16 protein-coding genes are annotated in these 15,533 nt (G+C 62.3%); 6 read left to right on the top strand and 10 right to left on the bottom strand.

Annotated features, from left to right (window positions below; translation table 11 throughout):
- Positions 1-13: 13 nt before the first annotated feature.
- Positions 14-244, bottom strand: coding sequence for a hypothetical protein (locus tag GH665_RS22905; RefSeq protein WP_153139176.1), 231 nt, complete (start codon positions 242-244; stop codon positions 14-16).
- A gap of 107 nt (positions 245-351) precedes the next feature.
- Positions 352-600, bottom strand: coding sequence for a hypothetical protein (locus GH665_RS22900; RefSeq protein WP_153139174.1), 249 nt, complete (start codon positions 598-600; stop codon positions 352-354).
- A gap of 560 nt (positions 601-1,160) precedes the next feature.
- Here GH665_RS22900 and GH665_RS22895 point away from each other — a divergent pair.
- Positions 1,161-1,562, top strand: coding sequence for a hypothetical protein (locus GH665_RS22895; protein WP_153139172.1), 402 nt, complete (start codon positions 1,161-1,163; stop codon positions 1,560-1,562).
- Between the two features lie 21 nt (positions 1,563-1,583).
- Here the strand turns inward: GH665_RS22895 and GH665_RS22890 are convergent, their stop codons facing one another.
- The 8 genes from GH665_RS22890 to GH665_RS22855 form a co-directional block, all read right to left on the bottom strand.
- Positions 1,584-2,186, bottom strand: a complete 603-nt coding sequence (locus GH665_RS22890) for a TetR/AcrR family transcriptional regulator (RefSeq protein ID WP_153139170.1) — start codon at positions 2,184-2,186, stop codon at positions 1,584-1,586.
- A gap of 121 nt (positions 2,187-2,307) precedes the next feature.
- On the bottom strand, positions 2,308-3,555 hold the full coding sequence (locus GH665_RS22885) for an MFS transporter (RefSeq protein ID WP_153139168.1): 1,248 nt from the start codon (positions 3,553-3,555) through the stop codon (positions 2,308-2,310).
- A gap of 97 nt (positions 3,556-3,652) precedes the next feature.
- Positions 3,653-4,099 carry a MaoC family dehydratase gene (locus tag GH665_RS22880; protein ID WP_153139166.1) on the bottom strand — a complete coding sequence of 149 codons (447 nt, stop codon included), beginning with the start codon at positions 4,097-4,099 and terminating at the stop codon, positions 3,653-3,655.
- 16 nt (positions 4,100-4,115) lie between these two features.
- Entirely contained in the window at positions 4,116-5,288 is a 1,173-nt protein-coding gene (locus GH665_RS22875) for a thiolase family protein (RefSeq protein ID WP_153139164.1), read from the bottom strand.
- On the bottom strand, positions 5,285-5,740 hold the full coding sequence (locus tag GH665_RS22870) for a Zn-ribbon domain-containing OB-fold protein (RefSeq protein ID WP_153139162.1): 456 nt from the start codon (positions 5,738-5,740) through the stop codon (positions 5,285-5,287). Before GH665_RS22870 ends, GH665_RS22875 begins: the two co-directional genes overlap by 4 nt.
- On the bottom strand, positions 5,737-6,894 hold the full coding sequence (locus GH665_RS22865) for a thiolase family protein (protein ID WP_153139160.1): 1,158 nt from the start codon (positions 6,892-6,894) through the stop codon (positions 5,737-5,739). Before GH665_RS22865 ends, GH665_RS22870 begins: the two co-directional genes overlap by 4 nt.
- Positions 6,891-8,855 carry an acetoacetate--CoA ligase gene (locus tag GH665_RS22860; protein WP_153139158.1) on the bottom strand — a complete coding sequence of 655 codons (1,965 nt, stop codon included), beginning with the start codon at positions 8,853-8,855 and terminating at the stop codon, positions 6,891-6,893. Before GH665_RS22860 ends, GH665_RS22865 begins: the two co-directional genes overlap by 4 nt.
- Before the next feature lie 232 nt (positions 8,856-9,087).
- Positions 9,088-9,879: a GntR family transcriptional regulator gene (locus GH665_RS22855; RefSeq protein ID WP_153139156.1), complete on the bottom strand. Its 792-nt coding sequence runs from the start codon at positions 9,877-9,879 to the stop codon at positions 9,088-9,090.
- 318 nt (positions 9,880-10,197) lie between these two features.
- Between GH665_RS22855 and GH665_RS22850 the strand changes: the two genes are divergently transcribed.
- The 5 genes from GH665_RS22850 (at position 10,198) to GH665_RS22830 (ending at position 15,519) form a co-directional block, all read left to right on the top strand.
- Positions 10,198-11,025 carry an SDR family NAD(P)-dependent oxidoreductase gene (locus tag GH665_RS22850; RefSeq protein WP_153139154.1) on the top strand — a complete coding sequence of 276 codons (828 nt, stop codon included), beginning with the start codon at positions 10,198-10,200 and terminating at the stop codon, positions 11,023-11,025.
- 22 nt (positions 11,026-11,047) lie between these two features.
- Positions 11,048-11,692, top strand: a complete 645-nt coding sequence (locus GH665_RS22845; protein ID WP_153139152.1) for an L-fuculose-phosphate aldolase — start codon at positions 11,048-11,050, stop codon at positions 11,690-11,692.
- Positions 11,693-11,815: 123 nt separating this feature from the next.
- On the top strand, positions 11,816-12,835 hold the full coding sequence (locus tag GH665_RS22840) for a sugar ABC transporter substrate-binding protein (protein WP_153139150.1): 1,020 nt from the start codon (positions 11,816-11,818) through the stop codon (positions 12,833-12,835).
- A gap of 111 nt (positions 12,836-12,946) precedes the next feature.
- Positions 12,947-14,470: a sugar ABC transporter ATP-binding protein gene (locus tag GH665_RS22835; RefSeq protein WP_217361900.1), complete on the top strand. Its 1,524-nt coding sequence runs from the start codon at positions 12,947-12,949 to the stop codon at positions 14,468-14,470.
- Positions 14,467-15,519, top strand: a complete 1,053-nt coding sequence (locus tag GH665_RS22830; RefSeq protein WP_153139148.1) for an ABC transporter permease — start codon at positions 14,467-14,469, stop codon at positions 15,517-15,519. The genes GH665_RS22835 and GH665_RS22830 overlap by 4 nt, the downstream gene beginning before the upstream one ends.
- Positions 15,520-15,533: the final 14 nt, after the last annotated feature.

Below are 15,533 nucleotides of genomic sequence, written 5' to 3'. Positions count from 1 at the left end.
TGACGGGATCGCATCAAACAACCTGGTCAGTAATCCGAACGTGAGCATCGGTAATATGGAACCCATGCTTCTCGATGTCGTCGAGACACTCGCCCGCGCGGACACCCGGGGTCGGTTCGTCCCGGCTCAGCTCCACTGACTTGAATGCAACCCACGGAGCGAACTTGTCCGGCAGATTCGCCGCCGTGGCGTCTGCCGTAAAACCGAACACCCGACCGGGTCCTCGAAAAATATGCACAAGCATGTCGCTCACTCCTGCGATGGACGAATACGTTTGTCAAATTGGGTAGGTGTGTGGCGGCGAATCAACCTGGTGCGATCTACTTGTGCTCATTCGGAGACCGCGAGGATTCAGTCTTTGCCCCACCGCCAGCGAGGCGGCTCCCCCTTGAGCCAGCATACGGCCAGAAGGGCAGCACTCAATAGCACGACAAACAACGCGAAAATGAAAGGCTCCTGGTCCGGACGAAAGAAGCGGGCATCCAGACACATCAGCACAATGTACACGACCAGCACGACCCATCCTTGCCAGCGCGACGGGAAGCCCCAACCCCAACCGTAGCGTTTCGCTGGAAACCAGTACCTATTCGCAGCTGACATTGAGTGATCCTCCATCCCGGACGTTGGAAAAATTCTATTCCGCGCGAGGTTTGCTGTCATTTCGCCGACGCCCGGACCCATTGCGAGATGGAGGCCGAGCACCGATGGGGCTGATAGCGGTGCCCCCGCTCTTGTGCCGCTCAGCAAACCAGGCGATACCGGCCTGCATGCGATCGACCCACGAGATCGGCCGAAATCCTTGTTCCGTCAGCAGACAGTGCATTTGATCCGCTGTGACAAGAAAACTCGTTTCGGCCTCGCGAGCCCACGGAACGGGACAATGCTGCGGGGCATCGGATGCCGCGATGACATCGAAGATCGTCAACTGGCCTCCCGGGCGCAACATGAAAGAGGCAGTCTAATGCCGGAACACGACAGACTATGGCGCCATAGACGACAACCGGCGCGAAACGTCTTTTGCTGTATTCGAATCGCGCTTCGAACCTGGCAATTGTCTGGCAACGTCAGGTCCGGCAACGTCAGCCTGGCTTCGCTTTCTGACCTCCTGGGCAAGATGCCATTACAATCCAGCACTTCTAGCCGAAACGGTAATTTGCGCCATGAGACTCCTTCGTGCATCGACATTCGCAGTGGTTATCGCGGCCGCCAGTACGGCCGCGATAGCCCAGACATCCGGAAGCACCGCTACCCCCAAATTGCAGTGCGCCATTGGGTATGTCACCGGTATCGGGGGCGCGGAACAGAGCTTCCGCGAATACATTGCGACGCCGGATCGAGACAAATATCGTTACCTCGCCGACAACCCGATTCAATGCAAGGTCTCCGACGAAGGCCGCGCATCGGGCTGTACCGGCGTCACCAATCTGCGGAATGAAAAGGTCAGCGTGTACGATGATATCGACAACGAGACGATGGCCGTGGTGGCGCGCGTGGAACTCGACCACGGGACATATCCGGTGATTATCGATGTGCGAAGGAAGGATGTGCGCTGCGAGGAATGAATGGCCTCATCGCGTTAAGACCTACGCGACAGGCCCCTGAATGTCGAGCATCCTCAGCGCCATTTCATTAAGACGCTCTGCAATGCTAGCCGGTGTCAGACGGCCATCCGGTTTCATCCAGAGATAGCTGTAGAAATACATGCCCAGCACGCCTTTCAGCACGATCGGATCGTACGGGCGGAACAGGCCGAGATCCGCGCCATCCACCATTGCGTCGCGCCACACTTTCTCGTACTTGCCGTGCAGTGCCAGCACTTCCGAGCGGCGAGGTTCCGTCAGCGACTGGATCTCGCGAAAACACACCGTCAGTTCAGCCTGATGTGAAGCGATCTTCAGGACGAGCTGCTTGCCGAGCATGCGCACCCGCTGCGCGGGGTCCGGCTCCCCGCGCGCGACTCGCTCCCCGAAATCCGCCAGGTCGGCGATGTATTCCTTCGAGATGTCGTAAAGCAGATCTTCTTTACTCTTGATGTGGTGATACAGCGCGCCGCGGCCAAGTTGAACCGCATCGCCGAGTTCGCTGATGCCGATAGCGTGATAGCCGCGCTCCGCAAACAGACGCGCGGCGACTTGCAGGATGCGTTCGCGTTGCGACTGACCAGCCGACCGTTCAACGGTATCCATGTTCTGTTCTCCCCTCCCTTCTGCCCAGCGCACGTTGCGCCTCCGTTGCGCCTCTTTTGAACTCACCGCAGGCGTAAGTCCAAGCTTCGAACGTTCAAGCTTCGAACTTCGATTGTACCGGTCAGTCCAGCGACCTGCCAGTCCGCCTGAGCGCGGGCCAGAATCCCCACAAACCCAATAGCGGACCGGGCAGCAGCAGCCATGCGGAATCGAGGCCGAGACGTTCGAACAGCGCCGTGGCGAGCGCAATCGATACCACGGTGAGCGCGAAACCGATCGAATTCTGGATGGCGAGCGCACTGCCCACCCACTCTCGCGGACACGCCTTCACCGAGAGCGCCGAAAACTGCGGCGAGTCGGCAATGACCGCCGCCCCCCAGACAAGCAGTACGGTGAGCAGCGCGCCCGCAGGCAGCGTGCGCCATCCGCACACGAACACCACACTGCACAAGCCCGACAACGCCAGTGCGCCCGCCGCCACGCGAGCGCTGCCGATACGGCGCGAGAGCGCGCCGCCGAGAATACAGCCCAGTGCACCGCAACCGATGATCAGAAACGACAATCCCGGCACGCCGCCGACATGAAAGTGCTGCGCGAGCGCGGCTTTCGCGACATAGAGCGGCACCACGGTCCAGAACGCGTACAACTCCCACATGTGACCGAAATAGCCGAAAGCCGCCGCACGGAACTGTGGCAGGCGAAACGCGGACAACACGCCCCGGCCACCGTCGTGCGTTTGCTCGCGCGCGGCCGCGAGCGTCTTCAGATGCGGACCGTCGCCAAGGAGATAAATCAGCGCAGCACCGCCCAGCGCGAGGACCGACGAAGCGAGAATGACCTCCTGCCACGGCAGGTTTGTACCGATGAGCCGCAGGCCATGCGGTAACGCGGTGCCGAGCGTCAGCATGCCGACCAGTTGAGCGAGCGCGGCGCCCGCACGCTCGGGTGCCCAGCTTAGGATCAGTTTCATTCCCAACGGGTAAATGCCGGCGAGCGAAACGCCAACCAGAAAGCGGAATATGACCGCCGAAACCAACCCGGAGGAGAGCCAGGCGAATCCCGCGTTGAACGCAGCGCCCGCGATCGCGCTGCACACGAAGATCGTGCTTGCGCGAAAACGGTCCGCGCATCCGGTCAGCGACAGGGTCAACGTGCCGAGAATAAAACCAAGTTGCACTGCACTTGTCAGCAACCCGATATCCGATGCGCTGATATGCCATGCCCGCATCAGATCGGCGGCGGCACTGTTAGCGCTGAACCACAGCGACGTGCCAAACAGTTGGGCGAGCGAGATCGTCGCCACGGGTCCAGGCCATCGAGTCAGCACATGATGAAGCGATCGCCCGCTGACTGGTTTTGACAGGTTCATTATTGGCGTAGGTACCTGCTAAAGCAAAAGATAGCGATCCGCACACACGGGCGCCGGAGCCGATTCGGCTGATGCCGGTTAGCGCGGCGCGTGCTCGCTAGTCTTTCAGAAGCGCAGTGGTATACGTGGTCGCGGTACCGCTGACGCAGACATCGCCCTTCTGATTCCTGATCGATATCTCGATCGTACAGATCGGCTTATCCTCGCGAACCGTGTTGAGCTCGACGCGCCCAGTAATGGTATCGCCAACATACACCGCTTTCGAGAATTTCAACTCCATGCCGAGAAAAACGGTACCGGGCCCCGGCAGATCTTCGGCGACGAGCGCATTCAGAATGCCGGTCGTCACGCCGCCCTGCACGATCAAGCCGCCGAACATCGAGTCACGCGCCAGCGCTTCGTCGTAATGCAGCGGGTTGCGATCGCCCGAAATCTCGGTGAACAGTTCAATGTCGCGCATGCTCATCGTCTTGTTGCGCTCCGCTACCGCGCCCACGGCGGGCATGCCGCGAATCGTGCCGGTCCATCCATTCCTGTCGCTCATTTCCGCTCCTTCGTGTTCATTGAAAATCGGTGTTCTCGATCAACACCGCCAGACCTTGCCCGCCGCCTCCGCATAGCGAAGCGATGCCACGCCGCGCACCGCGCCGCCTGAGTTCCAGCGCCAGCGTAAGCAACAGGCGAAAACCGGATGCGCCGAGTGGATGACCAATCGCGATCGCGCCACCGTTCACATTCACGACGTCCGTCGATAAACCCAGTTCGCGCGCCGATGCAATCGCCACCGCCGCAAACGCTTCGTTGATCTCGTAGAGATCGATATCCGATGCACGCAGGTTCTGTTTTTTCAGCAGCAATCGGATCGCCGCCGCCGGCTTCAGATGCAAGGTCGCATCTGGCCCAGCCACCCAGCCCCAGTCGACGATACGGGCAAGCGGTTCGCGTCCTTGCCGGGCGACGACCGCGCCGCTCACTACAATGCCGGCGCTCGCACCATCGGACATCTGCGAAGCGTTGGCCGCCGTGATCGTGCCGTCAGGAGAAAAAGCGGGTTTCAGCGCGGACATTCCGGCTAACGAGACATCGCCGCGAATGCCCTGGTCCGATGACACGAGCACGCCGCCGCTCGATATCGGCACCAGCTCGTTTTCCTCGCGAAACGCCATGCTCCTCGCCGCGCGCTGCTGTGACAGCATGGCCCATTCATCCTGTTCCTGCCGGCCAATACAGAGCGCCCGGTTGCACTGCTCGGATAAGTCGCCCATCGAAAGACCAGAGATCGCGCAACTCAGGCCGTCGTTATGCAACGCACTGCGCAGCGGCGCGTCCGGTGGATCGAATTCGCCCGGCGCGAGCCGCGCGGCGCGGGACATCGAATCGAATCCGCCCACCAGGTAATGGTTTCCTTCTCCGCCGCGTATCCGGCGTGTTGCGTCGCACACTGCCTCAAGACTCGCGAGACACACGCTGTTGAGCGTGAGTGCGGGTGTCGACGGATCGACGCCGCCCCGCACCGCCGCAATGCGTGCCGGATTCTGCCCGAGCCCCGCCTGCACGACCACGCCGAACAGCGCCGCATCGGGCCGTGCGGCCAAAGGATGGCGCGCGACCATTTCACCGATCACATGCTGTCCAAGTTGCAACGAATCGAGCGCGGCCAATGCGCCACGATACTTTCCAAACGGGGTACGCACGCCGTCCAGCAGATAGGCCTCTCGCGCATCACAGCTCATGCTTCGTTGCTCCCGGCTGTCGATCCGATGGACCCAGTTTGCAGGCGGAAGAACGGCAGGATGTGCTGGCCAACCTGCGTACAACTCACCTGCACGAATTGGCCGACCTGAACTGTTTCAATGCCTACACCGGCCATCTGACTCAGCATCGTCGGTCCCTCCTTAAGCTCGATCAGCGCGATCACGTACGGCGCGGCCTCGGTCCACGCAAAATGGCCCGGCCGATGAATGATCGAGAAACTCTTGATAACGCCTTCACCACTGGCGCGTCGCCATGTGGTTCGCTCACTCCAGCAATGCGGGCAAAAGGCACGCGGATAAAAGAAGTATTGCGCGCACGCGTCACACTGCTGCAACGCCAGTTCTCCTTCGCGTGCCGCAGCCCAGAACGGTGCACTGATATGGGTTGTTATCGGGCCGGGAACGACCAGGCCGTCATAGGATTCGATCACGAGTCAGCTCCCAGAACGAGTGCGGTCGCTTCACTGACAGTCGCGCCGTTGCCGGTAACAAGCGCCGTCTGCGCATTGGCGATCTGCCTCGCGCCTGCCTCGTGACGCAGTTGCCGGACCGCCTCGACAATATGCGTCATGCCGCCCGCCAGATCCGCCTGTCCGCAGCCAAGCTGGCCGCCGTGCGTGTTCAACGGAAAGTCGCCGGCGTGGCCGAACGTATGCTCGTCCATCCAGTGGCCGAACTGTCCCGGTGCGCAGAGGCCGGCGTCCTCGATCGTCAGTGCGACCATGATCGTGTAGCAATCGTAGAACGACAGCAGGCTCATATCGGCGGCGCTCAGTCCGGCACGTGCCAACGCGTGTTGCATCGCGGGTTTCAACGGCCCCGAGGTCAGTGAAGGTGCCTGACTGATCGCGCGATGCGTGAGCTTTTCGCCGGCGCCCAACAGATGCACGGGGGGATGCTTCAGCGCTTTCGCGCGCTCCGCACTGACCACCACGACCGCCGCGCCGCCTGCCACCGGCATCACGATCTCAAACAGATGCAACGGACTGGCGATCACCGGCGACGCCAGCACCTCCTCGACGCTAGCCGGCTGGCCGTAGAAAATCGCATCGGGATTGAGCTGCGCATTCTGTCGAGCGAGCGACGCAATGCGCGCGAACTGCCGCGGCGTCGAGCCAAATTCAGCCATGTGCCGCTGCATGGGCAACGCGTAGGAAATGTTGGCGCCAGACGCGCCGAACGGCACATCAAACTCACGGATTGGATTGCGATTCGGCGAACGCGGCTGTTCCGCTTCGCGCACATTCGCGAGAACGCAAACCACTGCGTCGCACATGCCGGCGGCAATCGCAGCCGCCGCACGCCATACCATGCCCGCACCACTGGCGCCGCCCAGGTCCACCACGTTCGACATACGCGGCTGCAAGCCGAGATATTCGGCAACGGTGGCCGGCACATGCTGCGGCGTTTCACCAACCTGCGGACCGACCAGCAGGCCGTCGATCGCGTCCTTGTCCAGACCGGCATCGGCAACGGCAAGCCGGACTGCTTGCGCAATGAATTCGAGCGTCGTGGCGCCTTCGGTGCGCCGCATCGGCTTCAACTCACCGATGCCGGCGATTGCGCCCATCGATCGACGGTTCATGCGTGCTCCTCGATACGCAGCGCGGCATACTCGTCGAGACAGTCGGGGTTGGCAAGCGAACCGAGGTTCTTCACGGGCTTGCCGGCGACGATCGAGCGCGCCGCCCCTTCGACCCGCTTACCGTTGATCGTATAAGGCACGGCGCTCACCTGATACACATGACGTGGTACGTGACGCGGCGACGCCTTCTGGCGTACTTCGCTGCGCAGTCTGGCGATGAACCCATCATCCATCGCGTAGCCGTCCTTCATCACTACGCAAAGCACGACTTCTTCGTCGTCGGGAATCGCGCGGCCGAACACGATGCAGTCCTGAATCTCCGGCTGCGCCTCGACGACACGATAGATCTCCGCCGTGCCGATCCGCACGCCGCCGGGCTTGAGCGTCGTGTCCGTACGCCCGTAGATGATCACCGAGTCGCGCGCCGTCTGCTCGGCCAGATCGCCATGCGTCCAGATACCTGGGCGTGCTTCATAGTAGGCGGCGTGGAAACGCGCGTTACCGTTTTCACCCCAGAAGGTCAACGGTGCGCTCGGGAATGGCTCCGTGCAAACGAGATCGCCCTTGCGCCCGATCACCGACGCCCCGCGTTCGTCGAGCACGTCGACCGCCATGCCGAGTCCCTTGCACGCAATTTCGCCGCGCCGTACCGGATGCAGCGGCGACCCAAGCACGAAGCAACCGATGATCTCCGTGCCGCCCGAAATCGACGCGAACATCATGTCCTTGCTGACCGCCCGATAAAGCCAGTCGAACTGTTCCGCCGACACCGGCGCGCCGGCCGACAACACGCTGCGCAACCCGCTCAGATCATGCAGCCGACCCGGCTCGTACTGCGCTTCGGCAAGCGACGCAAGATAGCGCGGGCTTGTGCCGAAGTGCGTGACCCCGGCTTTTTCGGCGACACGCCACAACACGCCATGGTCGAGGCCGTCGTCCCGTTTGACGATCGGCGCACCGTCGTACAGCACCACGGCCGCATGACTCGCCAGGCCCGAAATTACCCAGTGATACATCATCCAGGCCGTATTCGTGTACCAGCTCATCACGTCGCCGGGACGCACGTCGCAATGGAGCATGTGCTCCTTGCGATGTTGCAGCAGCACCCCTCCCGTTGTGTGCACGATGCCCTTCGGCAATCCGGTCGTGCCCGAGGTGAACATCACGTACAGTGGGTGCGCGAACGGTACGCGTTCGAATGTGAGCGTCGCGCCGGCGTTATCGCACATGGCCTTCCAGGTCTGGCAGTTCACGCCGCAGGCCGCCAGCGGACCGGGTTCGTCGGCGGTCACGACCAGATGCTCGAGACCGCCGAGTCCCTTCATCACCAGCGCGAGATTTTCGTCGAGTGAAAAACGCTTGCCGTTGTAGACGTATGAGCGCGCGGCGATCAGCACCTTCGGATTCACCTGGCCCGCGCGGTCGATAATGCCGGGCGCGCCGAAGTCCGGTGAACAGGACGCCCACACTGCACCGAGCGAAGCTGTAGCGAGCAACGCGACCAGCGCGTCCACATTGTTCGGCAAAATGCCCGCGACACAATCGCCGCGCGCCACGCCTAGCCGTCTCAACCCGGACTGCGCCCGTGCAACGAGCGCGCGCAGTTCACCCATCGTGACGCGTCGTAAGTCGCCGTCTTCGCCTGCTTCGATCACGGCCAGACGCGTGTCGTCGCCACACAGCAGATTCTCGGCAAAATTGAGCGACGCCTGCGGATACCAACGCGCACCGAACATCTCGCTCTCGCCCGCACGCTCGAGCGCAATGTCTCCGCGCTCGCCGATCACACCGGTGAAGTCCCAAACCGCGTTCCAGAAAGCGTCGAGTTCGCTGATCGACCAGCGATGCAGCGTGGCGTAGTCGGCCGGATCGAAACCATACGCAGTCGCGAAGCGCGCGAGGTTCGAGCGCGTCAGTTCGTCATGCCCTGGTTGCCAGAGCGGCGCGGTATCGCTGTTCATACGTCTCCAATGAATGTCTGCGACGGCTTGAATCGTGGGCACGGCGTTGATCGGCACATCACAGTCTTTCGGCCAAATATGGACCGACTGATCGGTACAGTAAATCGCGCGCTTCGCCCTGTCAAAACATTTTGCGCCCGGGTTTACGACAAGCTGCCGTGCGGATTACCGAATTGCCTGGCTCACCACGACGCATGCGCCGTCGCGAGCCAGGCGCCGGAACCGCGGACGGCTACGCCCCGGCGCGAGCGTGCGCCGTCACGTGGATCCTGCTGTATGCGGTGCTGTAGAGGCACTTGTAGTACTCGAGCGGCAAGCGGTCGCCCGTGCGGCCAATCGACTCGATCGCGACAACCGCCTGACCGTCCGACAGTTGCAGCAGCGCCGCCTGCTCCGCGGTGGGAACGGCCGCCTCGAACCAGCGCTCGGAAAAATCGATGCGCAAGCCGTAGCGCTCGGACATCACGTCATAGGCGGAGACGTTATCGGCGATCAGCGCCTCGAGACCCGGCACGCGATGTCCGGCCAGCACCAGCCATGACAATGCGGTGGGCACGTCGTCGACCGAGTACAGCCGGTAGAGCCGCAGAACGTCCGCGCCCGGCGGCAACGCAAGCACCTCGCGCTCGTGCTGCGTCGGCTTGTCGCGCGACAGGGACAGCACGTGCGTCGTAACCCGGTGCCCACGGCTGATTTCGCCGAACAGGCTCTCGTTCATCGAAGCGAACTCCACGTCCGTTTTTCGGGGCGTGACGTAAATGCCCTGCCGCGGCACTTTGGTGATGAGACCGGTTTTGACCATGGCGTCGAGCGCGAGCCGAACGATCGGCCGCGAGACGCCTAGCAATTCGCACAGGTTCTGTTCCGACGGCACGCGCGCGTTCGGGCCAATGCCCGGATGGCCGATGGCGGCCTCGAGGGTGTTCTTGACCTGCACCCAAAGCGGCAACGGGCTGTCGCGATCGAGTGCGTGCGCTTCGCGCAACAGGTCGTGGAGATCGATGTTTTCAGAGGTAACTGACATGACTGACCAAGATGGATTCGCTTCGATTATCCGGCATACGGAACAACCCTGAGCCTTGCAAAACCCGAAAAAAGCGTCTTGACTTTGCTCCGGCCACCGACCATTATTCTGGTTATAACCAGCTGGTACTAACCACGTCAAGCACTGAATTCGGTAGTCTCACCCCGTCGTCATCCAGTAGATCGAAAGCGTCCCGTTGCCATGGCATGACCGGCATTCAAGCGCAAACTGGCGACCTAATCTGTACCGTTCGGTCGGTACAGAAATTAGGGCGAATCATCGAGGAGCGAGACCCGTCGGCATCGATACGAGGAGATCATGAGCAGCAGGCAAGTTGAAACCGGACAAGTCGTCAGCATCGAAAACCATGCCACCAGCTACCGGAGCCGATTCGCTCTCGACGGGCTGATCGCGGTTGTAACAGGCGGCGCCAGCGGGATCGGCCTCGAATCCGCCCGGGCACTGGCGCAATGCGGCGCACGCGTCGTCCTGCTCGACCGCGATACCCAATCATTGGACCGCGCCGTTCAGACCTTGCGCGACGAACAACTTGCGGCATCGGCGCATGCCGTCGATGTCACCGACCCGGCCGCGCTGCAAAGCGTGGCTGACCGGGTGGTCAGCGAGCACGGACAGGTCGATGTGCTGGTGAACAGCGCAGGCATTGCCCGCCTCAACGCAGCCCTCGATACGCCGGATGAAGAATGGCGGCAGGTGATGGACATCAATGTGAACGGTCTTTTCTGGGCCTCGCGTGCGTTCGGCAGGCACATGGTTGCGCGCCGCTCGGGCAGCATCGTGAACCTCGGCTCCATGTCCGGACTGATCGTCAACCGGCCGCAAACCGCGGCCTCCTATATGACCAGCAAGGGTGCCGTTCACATGCTGACCAAGGCGCTGGCCACCGAGTGGGCGCGCGACAACGTCCGCGTGAATGCACTGGCGCCCGGCTATATCGGCACCGAAATGACGCTTGCCATGCGCGCACGGCCCGAACTCTTCGACGTGTGGATGGACATGACGCCGATGGGCCGCTGCGGTGAGCCCGGCGAAGTGGCTGCGGCGGTCGTCTTTCTCGCCTCTCCCGCGTCCTCGTATATGACGGGTTCCATCGTCCCGGTAGACGGTGGCTACACCTCCTGGTAATTCCGGCTAACAGGCTCACTCCATGAACCACAACGACATCCAGAAACGCCAGGCGATCATCGACGCGTGCCGCCGCATGAACGCACTTGGCATCAACCAGGGCACGTCGGGCAACATCAGCGTACGCGAACCCGACGGCATGCTCATCACGCCGACCAGCATGCCCTACGACGCGATGACGCCCGAGGACATCGTGTATATGACGCTGGACGGCGAATGCCAAGGCACGCGCCAGCCATCGAGCGAATGGCGTTTCCATCTGGACATTCTGCTCGCGCGCCCCGACGTCAACGCGGTCGTGCACGCGCACCCGCCGTATAGCACGTCGCTGTCGATCCTCGAGCAACGCATTCCGCCGATCCACTACATGGTGGCCGTCGCGGGCGGCAGCGACATTCGCTGCGCCCCCTATGCGACGTTCGGCACAGACGAACTGTCGGCCAACGCGGTCGCCGCGCTGCAGGACCGTAAGGCTTGTCTACTCGCGCACCACGGCATGATCGCCACCGGCACCTCGCTCGAGAAGGCCATGTGGCTGGCGGTTGAAGTGGAAACACTCGCGCGTCAGTATTTGACCTGCCTGCAGATCACCGAACCGCCGCTGCTGTCCGAGCAGGAAATCGAGCGGGTTATTTCGCGGATGGCGAACTATGGTCATCAGGATTAGCTGTTGAAATAAAGCAGAAATAAAGCACCGCGTCACACGTCAGGAAAAGGATGTCTAACCAAGGCCTCGCTTCATTCTCAAGCAGGCCACAACACCAGACACGTTCACAATCAGGAGACAGGCATGAAAACTATTAAGGCCGCCGCACGACGCACGCCGGGTGCCTTGCGCATCGCTTCATTCGCGACACTGCTCGCGCTCGCGTCCGGCTTGCTCGCTCAGGCAGCCCACGCGGAGCCGTCGCTCGCGGGCAAGCGCATTGGCGTATCGATTACGGGCACCGATCACTACTGGGACCTGATGGCATTTCGCGGCGTGCAGGACGAGATCAAACGTCTGGGCGGCACGGCCATCGCGCTCGATGCCGGCCGCAAGGATCAGACGCAGATCGCACAACTGCAAACCCTGATCGCGCAGAAGCCGGATGCGATCGTGGAGATTCTCGGCAACGTCAGCGTGCTGAATCCATGGCTCGCGAAGATCCGCGCGGCGAACATCCCGCTCTTTACCGTCGACACCGCTACGCCGTATTCGCTGAACGTCACCACCTCGAACAACTATTCGCTGGGTTCGGAAGTCGCGCTACAAATGGTTTCGGACATGGGTGGCAAGGGCAACGTGCTGGTGTTCAACGGCTTCTATAGCGTGCCGGTCTGCAAAATCCGCTATGACCAGATGAAGTACGTGCTGAGCGCCTACCCCGATGTGAAGATCATCGAGCCCGAGTTGCGCGACGTGATTCCGAACACGGTTCAAAGCGCGTATTCGAACGTCACCGACATGCTGACCAAGTATCCGGCGAAGGGCTCGATCAACGCGATCTGGGCGTGCTGGGACGTGCCGCAGATCGGCGCGACGCAGGCGGTTCAGGCGGCCAAACGCAACGAGGTGCGCACCTACGCGATCGACGGCAGCCCGGATGTGATCAAGATGGTCGCCGACCCGAATTCTCCGGCCGGCGCGGTAGGCGCACAACGTCCGTATGAAATCGGCCGCGCGTCGGCCATGAATGTCGCTAAATATCTGTCGGGCCAGAAGGTGCCGCCGTTCACGTTCGTGCCGTCCGTTCTCGTCAGCAAGGAGAATGCAGCCACAACGTCCAGGCCGCTGCTCGACGACGCCGCCAAGGTCGGTGCGAAGTAACCGCAGGAGCCCGCGCCGGACGTCATGCATGCGTTCGCGTCCTATCACGGCGCGCAAGCATGGCAGAGATCCGGCGTCGCCCTCGCGGCCACGCGATTTAAGGAGGGAAGTATGCGCACAGGCGAACAGCGCATTGCCATTTCAATGAAAAACATCGGGAAACGGTTCGGCGCCGTGCAGGCACTCGCCGACGCGAATCTCGAAGTGGCGTGCGGCACGGTTCACGGTTTGGTGGGCCAGAACGGCGCCGGCAAGTCGACGATCATCAAGGTACTGGCCGGCATCGTCACGCCGGACAGCGGCAGTATCGAGATCATGGGCGAGCCGGTCGGCCGCCTGAATCCGGCGAGCGTCGAACGGCTCGGAGTCCACTTCATCCATCAGGACCGCTTGCTGGTGCCCACGGCCACCATTGGCGAGGCCGTTTTCCTGTGTCATGAGCCACGCGCCGGCATCTTCATCAGCCGGCGCACGATGGACCGCCGCGCCGCCGAATTGCTGAAGACGTACTTCGATCTGGAACTCGATCCGGGTCTGCTCGTGCAGGACCTGACCACAGCCCAGCAAAAGATCGTTCAGATCACCCGCGCACTCGCCCAGAAGGCTCGCGTGCTGGTGCTCGACGAACCCACGGCGGCGCTCGTCAAGAAAGAAGTGGACAGTCTCTTCACGGTGCTGCGCCGCTTGCGCGACGACGGCATCGCGGTGATTTTCATTTCGCACTACATGCAGGAAATCGAATCGCTGTGCGACACCGTCACCGTGATGCGCAACGGCACGGACGTCGGCGTCGTCTCGCCGAAACAGACGCCGATGGACGACATCATTTCGATGATGATCGCGCGCGACGTCGGCGAAATGTTCCCGCCCCGCGAGTGCGAGATTGGCGCGCCGATGCTCGAGGTTGCGAACCTCACGCGCGAGGGCAGTTTTGCCGACATCAGCCTGACCGTGCGGCGCGGCGAGATCGTCGGCCTGACCGGCCTGCTCGGCTCCGGCGCGAAGGATATCGTGCAGTGCCTGTTCGGCCTCAAACAGCCGGATAGCGGCACGATTAGCGTGGCAGGCCAACCTGTCACCCTCGCCTCGCCGATGCAGGCCGTAAGCCACGGCATCGCCATGCTGCCCGAGGACCGCCGCGCGCACGGCGTCGCGCTCGGCCTTTCGGTACGGGAGAACGTCAGTCTCGCGAGCCTCGGCCGCTACAGCCAGCTTGGCTTCATGCGGCGCGGCAGCGAACGCTCCATTGTCACGGATCTGATTCGCGAACTATCGATCAAAACACCCGGCGGCGAAACGCTGGTGCGCAATCTGTCGGGCGGCAACCAGCAGAAGGTGGCGATCGCCAAATGGCTGAGCTGCCAGTCCAAAGTCTATGTGCTGGACGAGCCCACCGTCGCGGTGGATGTCGCCGCGAAAGTCGAAATCTACACGCTGCTGAACCGGCTCGCCGGGGAAGGCGCGGCCATCCTGATGCTGTCGTCCGACCTGCTGGAGCTCTCCGATTTCTGCGACCGCGTGCTCGTGGTGTATCGCGGCGCGCTCGTCGGCGAGTACAGCGGCGCGCGGCTCGATAGCGATCATCTGCTGGCGGCATCGTCGGGCGCGCAGCTCAATGAAGGAGCCACCGTATGACCGCCATTCAGCGTCCTCTCGTGCATGATCCGGCAGACGCCGGCGCCGACGGTAGCGCCGGCGTGGCCACGCCGCGCCGCGCACGCCGCCGGTCGATAGGCGCATTCGCGATCCGTATCGGCGCGGTCGCGACTTTCGCCCTGATCCTGCTTTACTTCGCCGTGCTGGCGCCGGGCTTTCTGATGCCCGGCAATCTGATCAACATCGTCGAGCAGTCCGCGATTCTCGGTGTGATGGCATTCGGCATGTCAGTCGTCATCATTGCGGGCGGCTCGAACGTCACCGAGGGCGGCATTGACCTCTCTATCGCTGCGAACATGGGTGTCTGCGCAGCCGTGTTCGCCAAGCTCCTGACGCTCGGCTATTCGGACGGTACCGCCTTGATCGCGGTCGCGGCGGTAGGCCTTGCGATCGGCGCGCTCAATGCCGTGGCGGTGGTATGGCTCGGCATCCTGCCGTTGCTCGCCACACTCGCGGTCATGAACATCGCGGCGGGCGTCGAGTTGACCGTCACGCAGAACACCGTGCTGAGCGTGACGTCGCCGTTGATCACCGTCATGAGCTCGTGGTCGCTATTCGGCATCTCCGCGCTCGCGTGGATTCTCATCGCCGTCTCGCTGTTCATGATTGCGCTCGTCCACTTCACCAGCTTCGGCTTACGTCTCTACGCGGTGGGCGGACATCCGGAGGCGGCACGCGCGGCGGGCATCGGCGTATCACGCTACGTGATGTTCTCCTACCTGTTCAGCGGACTGAGCGCGGCGATCGCCAGCGTCCTGATGGTTTCGCGGCTGAGTTCGAGCACACCCGGATCAGGTGACATGCTGCTGAGCGTGCTCGCCGCCGCGCTGCTCGGCACGGTGTTCTCGCGCCGTTTCGTGCCGACTATCGGTGGCACGATCCTGAGCGTGCTGTTCATCGGCTGCCTCGCGAACGGCTTCCAGCTGCTCAACGTCTCGAGCTACTGGGTCAACGGTTTTCAGGGCGCGTTGATCCTGCTGGTGGTCGCCACGACCTCTTTCGCCCGCAAACCGGAGAGTGGACGATGAGCACAACGCCTACC

The sequence above is a fragment of the Paraburkholderia agricolaris genome (assembly GCF_009455635.1).
Taxonomy (GTDB): Bacteria; Pseudomonadota; Gammaproteobacteria; order Burkholderiales; family Burkholderiaceae; genus Paraburkholderia; species Paraburkholderia agricolaris.
This window is presented reverse-complemented; position numbering and strand designations above follow the sequence as displayed.

What these genes read in the sequence shown, in the direction of transcription:
- GH665_RS22830 (WP_153139148.1), top strand. Translation starts at nt 14,467, where the DNA reads ATGACCGCCATTCAGCGTCCTCTCGTGCATGATCCGGCAGACGCCGGC.
- GH665_RS22900 (WP_153139174.1), bottom strand. Translation starts at nt 600, where the DNA reads ATGTCAGCTGCGAATAGGTACTGGTTTCCAGCGAAACGCTACGGTTGG.
- GH665_RS22880 (WP_153139166.1), bottom strand. Translation starts at nt 4,099, where the DNA reads ATGAGCGACAGGAATGGATGGACCGGCACGATTCGCGGCATGCCCGCC.
- GH665_RS22875 (WP_153139164.1), bottom strand. Translation starts at nt 5,288, where the DNA reads ATGAGCTGTGATGCGCGAGAGGCCTATCTGCTGGACGGCGTGCGTACC.
- GH665_RS22835 (WP_217361900.1), top strand. Translation starts at nt 12,947, where the DNA reads ATGCGCACAGGCGAACAGCGCATTGCCATTTCAATGAAAAACATCGGG.
- GH665_RS22860 (WP_153139158.1), bottom strand. Translation starts at nt 8,855, where the DNA reads ATGAACAGCGATACCGCGCCGCTCTGGCAACCAGGGCATGACGAACTG.
- GH665_RS22905 (WP_153139176.1), bottom strand. Translation starts at nt 244, where the DNA reads ATGCTTGTGCATATTTTTCGAGGACCCGGTCGGGTGTTCGGTTTTACG.
- GH665_RS22885 (WP_153139168.1), bottom strand. Translation starts at nt 3,555, where the DNA reads ATGAACCTGTCAAAACCAGTCAGCGGGCGATCGCTTCATCATGTGCTG.
- GH665_RS22865 (WP_153139160.1), bottom strand. Translation starts at nt 6,894, where the DNA reads ATGAACCGTCGATCGATGGGCGCAATCGCCGGCATCGGTGAGTTGAAG.
- GH665_RS22890 (WP_153139170.1), bottom strand. Translation starts at nt 2,186, where the DNA reads ATGGATACCGTTGAACGGTCGGCTGGTCAGTCGCAACGCGAACGCATC.
- GH665_RS22840 (WP_153139150.1), top strand. Translation starts at nt 11,816, where the DNA reads ATGAAAACTATTAAGGCCGCCGCACGACGCACGCCGGGTGCCTTGCGC.
- GH665_RS22855 (WP_153139156.1), bottom strand. Translation starts at nt 9,879, where the DNA reads ATGTCAGTTACCTCTGAAAACATCGATCTCCACGACCTGTTGCGCGAA.
- GH665_RS22845 (WP_153139152.1), top strand. Translation starts at nt 11,048, where the DNA reads ATGAACCACAACGACATCCAGAAACGCCAGGCGATCATCGACGCGTGC.
- GH665_RS22895 (WP_153139172.1), top strand. Translation starts at nt 1,161, where the DNA reads ATGAGACTCCTTCGTGCATCGACATTCGCAGTGGTTATCGCGGCCGCC.
- GH665_RS22850 (WP_153139154.1), top strand. Translation starts at nt 10,198, where the DNA reads ATGAGCAGCAGGCAAGTTGAAACCGGACAAGTCGTCAGCATCGAAAAC.